Here is a 15,312-nt window from a genome sequence, read left to right as displayed (position 1 = left end):
GCGCCCCGCCACGCACCCGTCCGAGTCAGCGGCGCCCGGCCGGCTGCGCGTCCGGCTGCGGGGCGGAACCGGCGACCACGTGACTGGTGCCGTGGCCGGCAAGCCCCTGGTGGCCCGGCCACCAGGCCTTGCGGCCCAGCATCGCGGTCAGCGCCGGGGTGAAGAACATCGCCATCACGAAGGCCGACACGGCGATGCCGAAGGCCACCGAGAAGCCGATCTCGCTGAACAGCGTGTTCCCGGCGAAGCACATCGTGGCGAAGGTCGCCGCCAGGATGCCACCGGCCGCGGCAACGGTCGGACCGCCGTGGCGCAGCGCCATGCTGGCCGCCTCGCGCGGGCTGCGGCCCTCCTGGGCCTCCTCCCGCAATCGGGCGATCATCAGGATGTTGTAGTCGGTACCGATGGCCACCACGAACAGGTAGATGAACATCGGCAGCATGAACATCAGACCGGGCTCACCCTTCATGTTCTGGAACACGAGGGTGGTGGCACCGACGGTGGCGCCGAACCCGAGGCCGACCGCCGCCATCAGGTACCAGGGGGCCACCACGCTGCGCAGCAGCAGGCCGAGGATCAGCATGATCAGCAGCGCGGCGATCGGGAAGACCAGCGAATAGTCGTGCGCCATCGCGGTGTTGATGTCCTTGTAGACGGAGGTCAGACCGCCCACGTAGACCTGGGTGTTTTCCGGCGCCTGGCTGTGAGCCACGCTGCGCAGCTTGCCGATGGTGTCGATGGCGTGGTTGGAGGCCGGGTCGTCGTTGAGCATCACGGTGAAGTCGGCCGTGGTGCCGTCGGCGTTGACCTTGGGCTGCGGAGCGACCGAGCCGATGCCACGCACCTCGCCGAGCGCCTTGACGTAGGCCGGGAAGGTGCTCTTGTCCAGCGGGGTGCCGTTGGACGAGGTGACGTAGACGTCCGACGGGTCGGCGGCGCCGGCCGAGAAAGAGCTCGCCAGGGTGCTCTGGACGACCATCGACTCCTTCGTCTTCGGCATCGAACTGGAGGCCAGGTCGAAGGTGCCCTTGTAGCCGGTGGCGCCGAGCGCCAGGGCCACCAGGATCAGGCCGGAGACCGCGGCCACCATGCCGGGGCGGCGCTGCACGGCGTGGCCGAACCTGGCGAAGGTGGCACCGGTCGGCTCCAGGCGCCACTTGGTACGCGGCTTGGGCTGGTGACGCAGAATCACCTTGCGGACCGCGTAGATCAGGCCCTTCTCCCAGAACAGCACCCGCTCGGGGATCTTGACAAGCACTGCCGGCACCAGGGTGACCGAGGCCAGCGCGGTGACGCCGACCGCGATGGCCAGCGAGGGGCCCATCGCCTTGAACATGCCCAGGCTGGACAGGACCAGGACGCTGAAGGCCACGATGACCGCACCGGCAGCCGAGGAGATCGCCTCGCCGACCCGGCCGACCGCGTTGACCATCGCGGTCTGTCGCTCCTCGCCTGCTCGCAGCCGCTCGCGGTAGCGGAAGATCAGGAAGAGGAAGTAGTCGGTACCGACGCCGAAGAGCACCACGATCAGGATCGCCGAGACCGAACTGTCGGCCTTGAGGCCGAAGGCCTTGCTGGCGTCGGCGATCAGGCCGTTGGCGACCATCGAGAAGACGGCGATCAGGGCCACCGGCAGGAAGGCGATCAGCGGGCTGCGGAAGATCAGGAAGAGCGTCAGCAGGATGATGACGACGGTGCCGACGCCGATCAGCGCGTTGGCCAGCTTGGAGGAGTCCTGCTGGTCGAGGTTCTGCGCGGCCTGGCCGCCGACCTGGACCTTGAGGTTGCTGCCCTGGACCAGCGTCTTGCCGTCCTCGCGCAGCTTCTTGGCGGTGTCGGCGGTCTCGGTGCCCTGCTTCGGCGCGTTCTTGTCGAAGCCCACCATGGACAGCGCGTACTTGCCGTCCTTCGACGTGGTCTTGTCGGAGACCGGCACGATCTTGTCGACGTACTTGAGGTGCTCCGCGGTCAGGCCGTCGGTGGCCTTCTGCATCGCCGCCTTGTCCTCGGCGGTGAGCTGCCCCCCGTCAGTGCGCTCGAAGAGCAGCATCGCACTGGGGGTGAAGTTGTCCGGGAAGGCCTTCTGCTGCACGTCCATCGCCTGGATGGACTCGTAGTGCTTCGGCAGGAAGGCGCTCTCGTCCGTCTGGGCCGTCAGCGTGGGCGCGGTGGCCACGATGGCGATGGCGGCGATCACCCAGCCGGCGATCACCCACCACGCCTTCTGGACGACGAATTGTCCGATTCGGTGGAACATGCTGGTTCTTCCTCCTGGCATGGTTCACCGCAGCCCTGGGGGACGGGACGCCGGGCGACGGCAGACGGCTCCGGCCGAAGGCCTTAGCCGGTCGGCAGGTAAGTAAAAGGTCGGAGGGAGCATCATACGAGAACTTACTGGCCGACCGGCAAGTGACTTCCACCCCACCTGGTCCGGTCACCAAGATCCGAACGACGGTCCCCTAGGGGCCCTTCCGACGGCCCCGAACAATCCTGACCTGCCATGAGGCGGGCAGGCCTCGTCCCCCGGGTGGAGATCCCTCCCCCTCAGGGTGGAGCTTCGCCGATACCCAGGGTGGAGCCAGGGGTGGGGATAACCCCACCACGCACCTGGGGGCAGACCCAGGGTGCACTCACCCGCTGGCCGGATTACCCGTCAAGTGCAGCTTTCCTAGGCTCTGTTGCGAGCCCGGAAGCCGTCCCGGGCCGCCGCCCACCACCGCGACCCGCGCCGTCGCGTCCTCAGGGGGAGACTTCCCGTGCCATCCACAGCAGGGTCACCGAAGCTAGGCCTGGCCGCCACGATGGGTGCCTGGAGCGCCCGCCACCGCAAGACCGCCGTGTTCGGCTGGCTGATCTTCGTCGTGCTCGCCGTCTTCCTCGGCGGCGCGGCCGGCACCCACCAGATCACCAACTCCGAGCAGCAGCCCGGAGAGGTCTCCCGAGCCGCCACCATCCTCGACCAGGCCGGGATCAAGTCACCGTCCGGCGAGACCGTACTGGTCCAGAGCTCCACCCTGACCGCCGACGCCCCCGCCTTCCAGCAGGCGGTGGCCCAGGTGGTGGCCGCCGTCAACGGCACCGGGCAGGCCGCCGACGTCCGCTCGCCCTACGACACCAAGGCGATCTCGGCCGACCGGCACTCCGCCCTGGTCCAGTTCAACCTGCCCGGTGACAAGGACGCCGTCAGCGGCAAGGTCACCAAGACCCTGGACGCCGTCGCCGGGGTGCAGAAGGCCAACCCCTCGCTCAGGGTCGAGGAGTTCGGCGAGGCGACCGCGGACAAGTGGATCCAGGCCCAGTTCAGCAACGACTTCGCCAGCGCCGAGTGGACCGCCGTGCCGCTCGCCCTGGGCATCCTGCTGATCGCCTTCGGCGCCGTGGTGGCCGCCGTGCTGCCGGTCGGGCTGGCGCTCACCGCCTTCATGGCGGCCACCGGTCTGGTCGCACTGAGCAGCAGGTTCCTGCACACCAGCAACGACGCCAGCTCGGTGATGCTGCTGGTGGGCCTGGCGGTCGGCGTCGACTACTGCCTGTTCTACCTGCGCCGCGAGCGGGAGGAGCGGGCCGCCGGCCGCGACGCCGCGACCGCGCTCAAGGTGGCGGCCGCCACCTCCGGCCGGGCCGTGCTGGTCTCCGGGATCACCGTGGTGGTCGCGATGGCCGGCATGTTCCTCACCGGCATCGCCGACTTCCAGGCGATGAGCTACGCGACCATCGTGGTGGTGGTCACCGCCGTGCTCGGCTCGCTGACCGTGCTGCCCGCCCTGCTGTCGATGCTCGGCGACCGGGTGGACAAGGGCCGGCTGCCCTTCCTGCACAAGCTCAAGGCCAAGGACCCGGCCAGTGGCAGCCGGGTCTGGAACGCGATCCTCACCCCCGTGCTGCGCCGCCCGCTGGCCGCCACCGTGCTGGCCGCCGGCGTGCTGCTGGCGCTGGCCGCCCCGCTGCTCACCATGCACACCGCCAACCTGACGTTCAACCAGACGCTGCCCAAGGGCAACGCCCTGGTGCAGACCTCGGAGCGGATCGAGGCCGCCTTCCCCGGCAGCCCCTCCCCCGCCATCGTGGTGGTCAAGGCCGCGGACCTCGGCTCGCCCGCGATGCGGCAGGCGCTCACCGACTTCCAGGCCCAGGCGCTGGCCACCCGGAAGATGCACGGCCCGATCGACGTGACCCCCTACCCGCAGGCGAACGTCGCCACCATCGCCGTCCCGCTCAACGGCAGCGGCAACGACGCCACCAGCGTGGCCGCGCTCGACGCGCTGCGCCACCAGGTGATCCCCGACACGCTGCTCAAGGTCCCCGGCACCGAGGCGCCGGTGACCGGCAGCACGGCCGGCTCGCACGACTTCAACGCGAAGATGAGTTCCAGCATGCTGCCGGTCTTCGCCTTCGTGGTGGTCTTCGCCTTCCTGCTGATGCTCGCCTCGTTCCGCTCGCTGGCCATCGCGGTCACCGCGGTGCTGCTCAACCTGCTCTCGGTGGGCGCAGCCTACGGCGTGCTGACCCTGGTCTTCCAGCACGGGGTGGGCGCCTCGCTGCTGGGCACCGCCGGGGTGGGCGCGGTGGAGTCCTGGGTGCCGCTCTTCCTCTTCGTGATCCTGTTCGGGCTGAGCATGGACTACCACGTCTTCGTGGTCTCCCGGATCAAGGAGGCGCACGACCGGGGCCTGCCGACCAAGCAGGCGGTGGCGCACGGCATCCGCTCCACGGCCGGTGTGGTGACCAGCGCGGCGATCATCATGGTGGCGGTCTTCGCGGTCTTCGGCACCCTGTCCATGCAGTCCATGAAGCAGATGGGCGTGGGCCTGGCGGTCGCGGTGCTGATCGACGCCACGATCATCCGCGGTGTGCTGCTGCCCTCGGCGATGAGCCTGCTGGGCGAGGCCAACTGGTACCTGCCGCGCTGGCTGAACTGGCTGCCGAACCTGGAGAAGGAGCTGCCGGCGCCGCCGATCACCCCGGTGGCCGGCCCGCCGGCCGAGCCGGCGGAGCCCTCGCTGGCCGGCGCCCGGCACCGCCGGATCGACGCCTGACCCGCGGGCCCCGCCGACCCGGGGCCAGGTGACACCACGCCACTCCAGTACCGGCCGTCTCCCGTTCACGGGGAGGCGGCCGGTACGTTCGTGGCCATGCACACCGTGTTCGACGAGGACCGGGCCCGCCGGCTGCTGAGCGTGGCCTGCACCGGCGCCGGGCTGCCCGAGCCCGCCCGCGCCCGGCTGCTGGCCCTGGGCGAGAACGCCGTCTTCGACCTCGGCCGGCCGGCCCTGGTGGCCAAGGTGGGCCGCGACCCGGTGCTGGCCGAGCGGGCGGCCCGCGAACTGGCGGTGGCCCGCTGGCTGGACCGCTCCGGCATCCCGGTGGTCCGCCCCGCCGACGACCTGGCCGAGCAGCCGGCCACCGCTCAGGGGCACCCGGTCACCTTCTGGCACCGGCTGGCCCCGGCCGTTCGCCCGGCCAACGCCGCCGACCTGGGCCCGCTGCTGCGCGCCCTGCACCTGCTGGCCGACCCGCCGGCGCCGCCCGCCCCGCTGCCCCGGCGGGACCTGCTGGCCCCGGTCGAGCGGTGGCTGGGGGCCGCCGAGGGCCACCTGGACCCGGCGGACGCGGACCAGCTGCGCGCGCTCGCCGCCGACCAGGCCGCCGCGGTGGCCGCCCAGCAGCCGCTGCTGCCGCCGGGGGTGATCCACGGCGACGCGCTGCCGCGCAACGTCCACGTCGGGCCGGGCGGGCCGGTGCTGCTGGACCTGGAGACGGTGGCGGACGACCTGCGCGAGCACGACCTGGTGGTGCTCGCGCTGGCCCACCACCGCTACGGCGTGCCGGAGCGGGAGTACCTGGAGTTCACCCGCGGCTACGGCTGGGACGTGCGGGAGTGGGCTGGCTGGCCGGTGCTGCGGGCGGCTCGGGAGATCGCGGCCACCGCCTGGCTCGCGCAGCGGGTGCCGGGCGATCCGGCGGTGCTCGCCGAGTTCCGGCACCGGATGGCCGGCCTGCGCGAACCCGGCCGGGCAGGCCGCTGGCACGCGGTCTGACCGGGAGTCCAGGACGCTGTGAGCCGGGTGAGAAAGCTCTCAAGATACTTTCATCGTTTCGGAACTGTCCTTCGGGCGGCCATCGTCGTAGGGAGCAGCCGCGACCGCCCCGGGCGGCTGGTCCCCCAGTGAGGAGCTGCCGCATGTCGATTCCCGGCACCCGCCGCACCCTGCGCCGCGCCCTCGGCGGCGGCGCAGCCGTCCTCTCGCTGGCGCTCGCCTGTGCCTGCGGGGCCGCCCAGGGCGCCCAGCCCCAGGCGCTGGGCAGCCCGAGCCCGGCCGGCGGCACCAGCGCGGGTGCCACCCCGAGCACCACCCCGAGCACTGCCGCAAGCCCCACCCCGAGCACTCCCGCGAGCGCCGCCCCCGGCTCCGCCACCTCGGGCGCCGCTGCGCCGAGCACCGCCAGGCCGAGCGGCCCCGCCGGGAGTACCGCCACCCCCACTCCGGCCCCCGGCCGCACCCCCTCGGGCGGCGGCACCACCGCCGCGGCCCCGCTGCCGGCGCCCGACGCGCCCGGCACCTCGATCGTCTACTCCACCGCGACCGGCGGCCGGACCGTGGCGCTCACCTTCGACGACGGGCCGGGCCCGGCCACCGGCCAGGTGCTCGACCTGCTGGCGCGGTACGGAGCCAAGGCGACCTTCTGCGAGATCGGCCCGCAGGCCAGCGCCAACCCGGCGCTGGTGCAGCGGATCCGGGCCGAGGGCCACCGGCTGTGCGACCACACCGTGCACCACCCGCAGCCGATGCACACGCTGCCGCACGACCGCCAGGTCTACGAGATCACCGCGGCCAAGGACATGATCGTCCAGGCCGGCGGGCCGGGCACCCAGGTCAGCTGGTTCCGCGCGCCGGGCGGCGACTTCAGCGCCGACAACCGGCAGATCGCGGCGGATGCCGGGCTGCGCCCGCTGGGCTGGACCGTGGACACCCGGGACTGGGCCAAGCCGGGCGTGGACAAGATCGTGTCCACCGCCCAGCGGGAGTTGCACCCCGGCGGGATCATCCTCATGCACGACGGGGGCGGCGACCGCAGCCAGACCGTGGCCGCCCTGGCCCAGTTGCTGCCGTGGCTGGTCCAGCAGGGCTACACCTTCGCCTTCCCGGCGGTCTGAGCGGCCGCCTGAGCGGCGGACCGGCCGGCCGCCTGAGCACCCCTCACCCGAGGGGGCGTCGGCCGACGAGCCGTCAGGACGCTGCCGCGAACGGGATCACCGGCCACCCGGGCGCCACCACGGCACGCGGATCGGCCGTGCGGCGCAGGTAGCTCTCGAAGGCCGCGGCCTGCTCGGCCGCCGCCCGCACCTGCAGCTCGTGCAGCTCGGCCGGCGAGAACGCGGCGGCGGACGGGAAGAGCTCGCCGAGCCGGCGCGCCACCCCGGCGGCCGCCAGCGCGTCCGCCCCGGCCTCGTGCGCGCGCTCCAGCGGCACCCCGTAGTGCGCGCAGAGCGCCTGCAGGTTGCGCTTGCCCTTGCGGTAGCGGTCCAGGTTCTTGTCCAGCACCAGCGGGTCGATCACCGGTGAGGGGGCGCCACCCAGGCGTGCTGACAGCGGGGTGACGCCGTGTCGGCGGCACTCGCGGTCAAGCAGGGACAGGTCGTACGGCGCGTTCATGATCACCAGCGGGGTGCAGGTGGCCAGCACGCCGGCCACCGCGGCGGTGATCTCGGCCACCCCGGCGGCGGCCGGTGCGCCCTGGGCGCGGGCCTGTTCGGTGCTGATGCCGTGGATCGCGCTGGCCCCCTCGGGTATCGCCACCCCCGGGTCCAGCAGCCACCCCCGGGTGCGCGGTACGGCGCCCGGGTGGTCCAGCACGACCAGGGCGGCCGTGACGATCCGGTCCCGCTCGACGTCCGTCCCGGTGGTCTCCAGGTCGAACGCCGCCAGCGGTCCGCTGGCCCAGCTCGGTTCACTCATCGCCGGCGCCCCTTCGGTTCGCAGCTCGCTCGGTCGCCGCCCATCATCGCGGCTGCCTGTGACAACGCCGCCGCCGGGGCCCGGTGGCGGCGTTGTCGACGCGGGGTCAGGCGGCGGCGAACAGGCCCCGCCCGAGCCAGTCGGAACCGTCCCGCACGCCCGGCAGCACGAAGAAGTAGCCGCCGCCGGTCGGCGAGATGTAGTCCACCAGCGGCTCGTCGATCAGCCGGGTCTGGGTGGCCTCGAACTGCCGGGTGACGTCCTGCTGGTAGCAGCAGAAGGCCAGGCCCATGTCCAGGTTGCCGACCTTGTCCACGCCCCGGTCGTAGTTGTAGCCGCGGCGCAGGATCCGCGAGTCGTCGGTCTTGGCGTCGCGCGGGTTGGCCAGCCGGATGTGCGCGTCCAGCGGGATCGCGTGGCCCTCCGGGTCCTTGGCGTAGTCCGGCGCGTCGTTCTCGTCGGCACCGTCCAGCGGGGCACCGGTGTCCTTGCGGCGGCCGAACATCTTCTCCTGCTCGGCCAGCGAGACCCGGTCCCAGAACTCCACCAGCATCCGGATGATCCGGATCACCTGGTAGCTGCCGCCGGTGGCCCAGGCCGGCTCGCCCATGCCGTCCTTGACCCAGACCAGCCGGTCCATCTCCCGGCCGGACTTGACGTCGGGGTTGACGATGCCGTCCTTGAAGCCGAGCAGGTTGCGCTGCGCGCCGGCCGGGCGCGGGGCGCTCTGGAAGCCGTCGATCCGCCACTTGACCTGCATGGCGCCGCGGGTGTGCCGGGCGATGTCGCGCAGCGCGTGCAGCACGGTGTCCTGGCTGTTGGCGCAGATCTGCAGCGAGAGGTCGCCGTGCAGCTCGTCGGCCTGCAGGTTGTCGTTGGGGAAGGTCTTCATCGGGCCGAGCTTGACCGGCTTGGCCTTGGCCAGCCCGTAGCGGTCGTCGAAGAGCGAGGCGCCGACCCCGACGGTGACGGTCAGGTTGTCGCTGGGCACGGCCGGGCCGAGGATCCCGTTGTCGGCAGGCGGGGCGCCCACGCCCAGGTCCGGCGGGGTGCCGCCGGCGGTCAGGAAGCGGATCCGGTCGGTCAGGGTGTGGAACAGCTGCTCCAGCGCCGCACGGTCGGGGGCGATCACGTCGAACGAGACGAACATCGCCGACATCTGCTGCGCGGTCAGCACCCCGGCCTGGTGCTCGCCGTGGAAGGGGACCACCGCGTCGGCGCCCCTGGTGTCGGCCGCGGCGGCCGGCTGCGAGCCGCCGCCGAGGGCGAGGGCTCCGCCGGCCAGCGCGGCGCCGGCCGCGCCGACCCCGAGGGCGGTGCCGAGGAAGCTGCGCCGGGCCGGGCCGGCCGGGCAGCCGGCGGCCTCGGCGGCCGCCGCGGCGGCCATCGCCTGGTGCGGGAACGGGCAGGTCCCGGCGGGAACGTGGCTCTCAGTCATCAGGCGGACTTCCGGATCTCAAGCAGGTCGGGGATCGGGGCGAGGTCTTCGAGCAGCTGCCCGGTGGCGCCGTTGAGCTGCGCCCGGGTCCTCGGGTCCAGCTGCTGCACCGGGGTCCAGCTGCCGTCGGCCCGGTGCGCGCCGGCCAGCAGGTCGCCGACCCGCTTCATCCCGGCGTTCACGGTGGCCAGCAGCTCGGGGCTGCGCTGCTCGATCAGCGGCTGGAGCACCGTCAGCAGTTCGCGGGTGCCGGCCACGTTTGCCTCGGCGGTGGCCAGGTTGGTGCCGCTGCCCTCGTCGGTGCCGCCGGACAGCTCGAACTGGAGGGTGTTCTCCAGGATCTCGTGGCTGCGCAGCGGCAGGTCCGCGGCGTCGAAGTCCTGGCCGGGGAACTTCTGCACCAGGTCGGCGACATCGGCGCTGAGCCGGTCGGCGGCCGGGGTCAGGTCGGCGGCGCTCTGGCCGTGCCACAGGCCGTACTCGACCCGGTGGAAACCGGTGAAGTCCTGGTCGGCGACGCCGGCGGGCAGGCCGTCGGCCCGGCCGTTGATCTTCTTGTCCAGGTCGGCGAAGGTGCCGTAGGCGGCGCCGAGCGAGGAGTACCGCAGGTGGGCGGTGAGCCAGTCGGCCTTCGCCGCCGTCAGGTCGCCGCCGTGCACGTCGGCCTGCAGCTTCTGGGTCAGCGTCAGCAGTTCGGCCAGGCCGCCGTTGACGTAGCCCTTGTACTGGTCCAGCGGGGCCTTCAGGTCGTCCTCGGCCACCGGCAGCACGGCCTTGACGGCGGTTCCACCGGTGACGTGCACGCTGGCCGAGGTGACCGGGTCGCCGCCGGTGGGCACGCAGCGCCAGGCCAGGTCGCCGCTGCCGATGGTGGCGGTCAGCGGGCGGGTGGTGCCGGGGGCCAGGCCCTCGATCTCCCCGTAGACCGCGCTGGTGGCCGGGTTGACCAGGTACACCTCGGAGGTCTTGCTGCCGGTGTTGTGCATCTGGAAGGTCTGCCGGCCCGGCTGCGGGACGGTGAAGCCCTTGCCGCACTCGGCCTGGGCGTCGGAGACGGTCACGGTGGCGGCACCGGCCGGCTTGCCGTCGCTGAACGCGATCACGGCGGCGGCGGCCACGGCGGGCACGGTCACCAGAGCGGCGGGCAGCAGCCAGCGGCGGCCGGCGGCCGGGGTCGCGGCGGGGGCCGGCTCGGCGGCCTCCTCGCCCGCGGCCTGCTCGACCACGGCCGGGGCCGGCTTCGGCGCGGCGGGCCGCAGCCCGCGCACGAACAGGGTCAGCACCACCGCGAGGTAGCCGAGGTAGCCGGCCACCTGGAGCCAGGTCATGGTGACGGTCAGGTTGAACACGCCCTGCACCAGCGTCGCGTACCAGGAGCCGGCGTCCAGCGAACCGCTCAGGTCGAAGGCGTAGGCGTGCCCGCCGGGCAGCACCCCGCCCTCCTGCAGGTCGCGCAGGCCATAGCTGAGCACCCCGGCCGCGATCACGATCAGCACCAGGCCGGTGCCGGTGAAGAACCTGGTCAGGTTGATCTTCAGCACCCGGCGGTACAGGCCCCAGCAGAGCCCGGTGGCCAGCAGCAGGCCGATCGCGGCGCCGATCGCGGGGCCGGTGGCCTCACCGGCGGAGCGGGCGGTGGTCCACAGGAAGAGCGAGGTCTCCAGGCCCTCCCGACCCACCGCCAGGAAGCTGGTGAGGACCAGCATCCCGCTGCCCATGGCCAGCGCCGCGGTGACCTTCTCGCGGATCTCCGAGGAGAGGTTGCGGGCCGAGCGGCGCATCCAGAAGACCATGCCGGTGACGAAGGCCACCGCGACCACGCTCAGCGTGCCGCCGAAGGCCTCCTGGGCGGTGCCGGAGAGGTTGGCGGCGGTGAAGGTGAGCACCGCACCGAAGCTCAGCGCGAGCGCGACGGCGGCCAGCACGCCGGTCCACACCTGGGGCAGCCGGCTCTTCTGGTCCGAGCGGACCAGGGTGGCGACCAGGATCGACACGATGAGTCCGGCCTCCAGGCCCTCCCTGAGCCCGATCAGAAAGCTTGGAAAAGCGTCGTCCCACATGGGTGCTGAACTCCCCTAGGCGTGCGTGACCGCTAGCGCAGTCGCGCTTAGCTTAGGCATACCTTACTCAGGGGCCGGAACGGCCGTCCACGCGGGGTCGGTCACAACTTAGCTAAGCCTTAGCTAACCCCTGGGGAGGTGTCAGCTGACGGGCCGTGAATCGGCCCAAACCCCCTCGAACTCCTCGCGGTAGACCTCCAGCAACCCCGGCTCGCCGCCCTCGGCGCCCACCGGCGCGGCCCGCAGCACCAGCGCCGGGGACTCGATCCCGCGCGCCCGCCGCAGGTAGGGCTGCACCACTCCGAGGTCGCCGGTGCGCCGGCGCGAGCCGGGCAGCCGGGCGCCCTCGACCAGGTACGCGGTGAACCGGGGGGTCTCGTCGAAGACCCGGATCTCAAAGCCGCCCTGGTCGCGCAGCCGGGCCCGGACCCGGCGCACGTGCATGATGTTCATCTCGATCGACCGGGACAGCTCGCCGCGCCCCAGCCCCAGCTCCCGCTCGCGCCGGCGCACCGCGCTGCTGGCCGGATTGAGGAAGAGCAGCCGCACCCGGCAGCCGCCGGCCGCCAGCCGCACCAGCCGCTTGCCGGTGAAGTTCTGGCAGAGCATGCCCAGCCCGATGCCCAGCGCGTCCAGCCGGCGGGCCCCCTCCAGCAGGTCCTCCACGGGCAGCTCGCGCTGCAGCCGGACCCGGTCGGCGTGCACCGCGGCCACGTCCGCGTAGCGGCCGGCCACCAGCTCCTCGACCACGTCGGCGGGCAGGCCCACCGACTGGGCCGGGCGCCCGTCCAGCAGGCCGAGCACCCGGGCCGCGGCCCGCTCGGTCTGCGCCAGCACGGTGGCCGACAGGCTGCGGTTGCGCGAGACCACGTGCCGGGCGACCTCCAGCTCGTCCAGCGCCAGCTCGATCTCGCGGCGGTCGTCCAGGTACGGCTCGAAGCACGGCCAGTGCTGCACCATCAGCTCGCGCAGCTGGGGCAGGGTCAGGAAGACCAGCGGGTCGTCGTCGTCCGGGTCCAGCAGGTAGCCCTTGCGCCGGCTCACCTCGCGCACCGCGGCGGCCCGGCGCACCCACTCCTCGCCGACCGGGCCGGCCGCCGCCGTCACCCAGTCCGCACCGTGCGCGGGGGCGTAGACCGGGCGCAGCAGCTCGTCCAGCAGGGCGCGCAGCCGCTGCTCGACCAGGTTGAGCCAGACGTACGCCCGCCCGGTCAGCCGGACCCGCTGGTAGGCCTGCTGCCACCGCTCGGGGCTCCAACCGGGCGCGCCCGGGTCGGCGCCGCCGGACTGGGCGGGGATCAGCCGGCCCCCGCCGGGCGGGCCGAGCACCACGGTGGGCGCTTCGGTACGGGCCGCCGGGCCGGCCCCCTGGGGCCACTCGTCGGCGGGACCGCCACCGCCGACGACGCCCATCCACCACCTCGCCTCTCCCCCGGCCCCTCCCGGGCGGAGGCGACGCGACGATCAAGGGTACTGCCTCCGCGCAAGGTGAGTCAGAAGCATTCCTCCGGACACCCGTTCGGGCGAATGCGAGCCGAAAGGGCATCAGCCGGCCGAATATGCGGCAACGATGCCACCTGACAGAGTGTCGACGGCACCGTGCCGTCCGTCACCAAGAGGTTCGGATCAGACATGCTCCGCGCCTCGCTGGGCATACCGCAGCCAGCGGTGCGCCAACGTTTCCCGAAGGAGCATCAGCTCCTCGTGACACCAGGGAAGTTGAGGCTATATGCAGGTCTGGCCAGGGCAGCCGTACCCGCTGGGTGCCACCTATGACGGGGTCGGCACCAACTTCGCGGTGTTCTCCGAGAGCGCCGACCGGATCGAGCTCTGCCTGCTCGGACCGGACGGGACCGAGCAGGCGGTCGAGCTGCGCGAGACCGATGCGTTCGTCCGCCACGCCTACTTGCCGGGCATCCAGCCGGGCCAGCGGTACGGCTTCCGGGTGCACGGTCCGTACGACCCGGCGCGCGGTCGCCGCCACAACAGCGCCAAGCTGTTGCTGGACCCGTACGCCAAGGCGATGAGCGGCACCATCGACTGGGACGAGTCGGTCTACGGCTACCACTTCGGTGCCCCGGAGCGGCGCAACGACCTGGACTCGGGACCGCACACCATGCACTCGGTGGTGATCAACCCCTACTTCGACTGGGGCAACGACCGACCGCCGCGCACCGACTACCACCGGTCGGTGATCTACGAGGCGCACGTCAAGGGGCTGACCAGGCATCACCCCGGCATCCCGGAGGAGATCCGCGGCAGCTACGCGGCGCTGGCCCACCCGGCGCTGATCGAGCACCTGGCCACGCTGGGCGTCACCGCGATCGAGCTGATGCCGGTGCACCAGTTCGTCCGCGACCACCGGCTGCGCGATTTGGGCCTGTCCAACTACTGGGGCTACAACACCATCGGCTTCTTCGCCCCGCACGGCTCGTTCTCCTCGCTGGGCGACCGCGGCCAGCAGGTGCAGGAGTTCAAGTCGATGGTCAAGGCGCTGCACGCGGCCGGCATCGAGGTGATCCTCGACGTGGTCTACAACCACACCGCCGAGGGCAACCACCTGGGCCCGACCCTGTCCATGCGCGGCCTGGACAACGCCTCCTACTACCGGCTGGCCGCCGACCGCCGTTACTACATGGACACCACCGGCACCGGCAACAGCCTGCTGATGCGCTCCCCGCACGTGCTGCAGCTGATCATGGACTCGCTGCGCTACTGGGTCACCGAGATGCACGTGGACGGCTTCCGCTTCGACCTGGCCGCCACCCTGGCCCGCCAGTTCCACGAGGTGGACCGGCTCTCCTCGTTCTTCGACCTGGTCCAGCAGGACCCGGTGGTCTCCCAGACCAAGCTGATCGCCGAGCCGTGGGACGTCGGCGAGGGCGGCTACCAGGTGGGCAACTTCCCGCCGCTGTGGACGGAGTGGAACGGCAAGTACCGCGACACCGTGCGCGACCTGTGGCGCGGCGAGAACGCCACACTGGCCGAGTTCGGCTCCCGGCTGACCGGTTCCTCCGACCTCTACCAGCACGACGGGCGCCGCCCGATCGCCTCGATCAACTTCGTCACCTGCCACGACGGCTTCACCCTGCGCGACCTGGTCTCCTACAACGACAAGCACAACGAGGCCAACGGCGAGCAGAACCGGGACGGCGAGTCCTTCAACCGCTCGTGGAACTGCGGCGCCGAGGGCCCCACCCGCGATCCCCAGGTGCTGGCGCTGCGGGGCCGCCAGCAGCGCAACTTCATCGCCACCCTGCTGCTCTCCCAGGGCGTGCCGATGCTCTCGCACGGGGACGAGCTGGGCCGCACCCAGCTGGGCAACAACAACGCCTACTGCCAGGACAACGAGCTCTCCTGGGTGGACTGGGAAGGCGGCGACACCGACCTGCTGGAGTTCACCCGGGGCATGGTCTGGCTGCGCCGCAACCACCCGGTCTTCCGCCGCCGCCGCTTCTTCCGCGGCCGCCCGGTGGCCACCGCCCAGGACGAGCTGACCGACATCGCCTGGTTCACCCCGGGCGGCGGGGAGATGACCGAGCAGGACTGGAGCACCAGCTACGCCAAGTCGCTGACGGTCTTCCTGAACGGCGCGGCCATCTCCGAGCCGGACCGGCGCGGCGGGCGGATCACCGACGACTCCTTCCTGCTGATGTTCAACGCCCACAGCGAGGCGCTGCAGTTCACCGTGCCGAAGGACCACGGCGAGCAGTGGCAGGTGGTGGTGGACACCACGCTTGCGACACTCCCGACCCCGGGGAGCGGAGTTCGGGTCCGCCAGGGCGAGTCCCTACGGCTCGCCGACCGCTCCTTGCTGGTACTTCAGCGGCCCGCATGAGGCACAGTCCTGCGCCGT

9 protein-coding genes are annotated in these 15,312 nt (G+C 72.2%); 4 read left to right on the top strand and 5 right to left on the bottom strand.

The features are described from left to right. Positions 1-25: 25 nt before the first annotated feature. Positions 26-2,257, bottom strand: coding sequence for an MMPL family transporter (locus tag C7C46_RS01390; RefSeq protein WP_110664709.1), 2,232 nt, complete (start codon positions 2,255-2,257; stop codon positions 26-28). A gap of 544 nt (positions 2,258-2,801) precedes the next feature. Here C7C46_RS01390 and C7C46_RS01385 point away from each other — a divergent pair. From C7C46_RS01385 to C7C46_RS01375, 3 genes are all read left to right on the top strand, one after another. Further along, positions 2,802-5,036, top strand: a complete 2,235-nt coding sequence (locus C7C46_RS01385; protein WP_110664707.1) for an MMPL family transporter — start codon at positions 2,802-2,804, stop codon at positions 5,034-5,036. Positions 5,037-5,132: 96 nt separating this feature from the next. After that, complete coding sequence (locus C7C46_RS01380) at positions 5,133-6,038, top strand: phosphotransferase enzyme family protein (RefSeq protein WP_110664705.1); 906 nt, start codon at positions 5,133-5,135, stop codon at positions 6,036-6,038. A 143-nt stretch (positions 6,039-6,181) separates the two neighbouring features. Then, positions 6,182-7,156 (top strand): polysaccharide deacetylase family protein, encoded by a 975-nt coding sequence (locus C7C46_RS01375; RefSeq protein WP_110664703.1) that lies wholly within the window; start codon positions 6,182-6,184, stop codon positions 7,154-7,156. Between the two features lie 73 nt (positions 7,157-7,229). Here the strand turns inward: C7C46_RS01375 and C7C46_RS01370 are convergent, their stop codons facing one another. The 4 genes from C7C46_RS01370 to C7C46_RS01355 form a co-directional block, all read right to left on the bottom strand. After that, entirely contained in the window at positions 7,230-7,958 is a 729-nt protein-coding gene (locus tag C7C46_RS01370; protein WP_110664701.1) for an exonuclease domain-containing protein, read from the bottom strand. A 106-nt stretch (positions 7,959-8,064) separates the two neighbouring features. Beyond that, positions 8,065-9,345, bottom strand: a complete 1,281-nt coding sequence (gene efeB, locus C7C46_RS01365) for an iron uptake transporter deferrochelatase/peroxidase subunit (RefSeq protein ID WP_110664776.1) — start codon at positions 9,343-9,345, stop codon at positions 8,065-8,067. A gap of 50 nt (positions 9,346-9,395) precedes the next feature. Continuing rightward, positions 9,396-11,456 (bottom strand): iron uptake transporter permease EfeU, encoded by a 2,061-nt coding sequence (efeU, locus tag C7C46_RS01360; protein ID WP_110664699.1) that lies wholly within the window; start codon positions 11,454-11,456, stop codon positions 9,396-9,398. A gap of 141 nt (positions 11,457-11,597) precedes the next feature. Further along, entirely contained in the window at positions 11,598-12,869 is a 1,272-nt protein-coding gene (locus C7C46_RS01355) for an SAV2148 family HEPN domain-containing protein (protein WP_245983992.1), read from the bottom strand. 316 nt (positions 12,870-13,185) lie between these two features. Here C7C46_RS01355 and glgX point away from each other — a divergent pair, with 316 nt between their 5' ends. Then, positions 13,186-15,294, top strand: a complete 2,109-nt coding sequence (glgX, locus tag C7C46_RS01350; RefSeq protein ID WP_110664697.1) for a glycogen debranching protein GlgX — start codon at positions 13,186-13,188, stop codon at positions 15,292-15,294. Positions 15,295-15,312: the final 18 nt, after the last annotated feature.

Origin of the sequence: Streptomyces tateyamensis (assembly GCF_003205575.1) — a bacterium.
GTDB lineage: Bacteria > Actinomycetota > Actinomycetes > Streptomycetales > Streptomycetaceae > Kitasatospora > Kitasatospora tateyamensis.
Note: the sequence above shows the minus strand (reverse complement) of the source record. Positions and strands in the feature narration are given on the sequence as shown.

Bases quoted from the DNA above. Each gene is read 5' to 3' on its own strand.
- efeU (WP_110664699.1), bottom strand. From the start codon at position 11,456: ATGTGGGACGACGCTTTTCCAAGCTTTCTGATCGGGCTCAGGGAGGGC.
- glgX (WP_110664697.1), top strand. From the start codon at position 13,186: ATGCAGGTCTGGCCAGGGCAGCCGTACCCGCTGGGTGCCACCTATGAC.
- efeB (WP_110664776.1), bottom strand. From the start codon at position 9,345: ATGGCCGCCGCGGCGGCCGCCGAGGCCGCCGGCTGCCCGGCCGGCCCG.
- C7C46_RS01375 (WP_110664703.1), top strand. From the start codon at position 6,182: ATGTCGATTCCCGGCACCCGCCGCACCCTGCGCCGCGCCCTCGGCGGC.
- C7C46_RS01370 (WP_110664701.1), bottom strand. From the start codon at position 7,958: ATGAGTGAACCGAGCTGGGCCAGCGGACCGCTGGCGGCGTTCGACCTG.
- C7C46_RS01390 (WP_110664709.1), bottom strand. From the start codon at position 2,257: ATGTTCCACCGAATCGGACAATTCGTCGTCCAGAAGGCGTGGTGGGTG.
- C7C46_RS01380 (WP_110664705.1), top strand. From the start codon at position 5,133: ATGCACACCGTGTTCGACGAGGACCGGGCCCGCCGGCTGCTGAGCGTG.
- C7C46_RS01385 (WP_110664707.1), top strand. From the start codon at position 2,802: ATGGGTGCCTGGAGCGCCCGCCACCGCAAGACCGCCGTGTTCGGCTGG.
- C7C46_RS01355 (WP_245983992.1), bottom strand. From the start codon at position 12,869: ATGGGCGTCGTCGGCGGTGGCGGTCCCGCCGACGAGTGGCCCCAGGGG.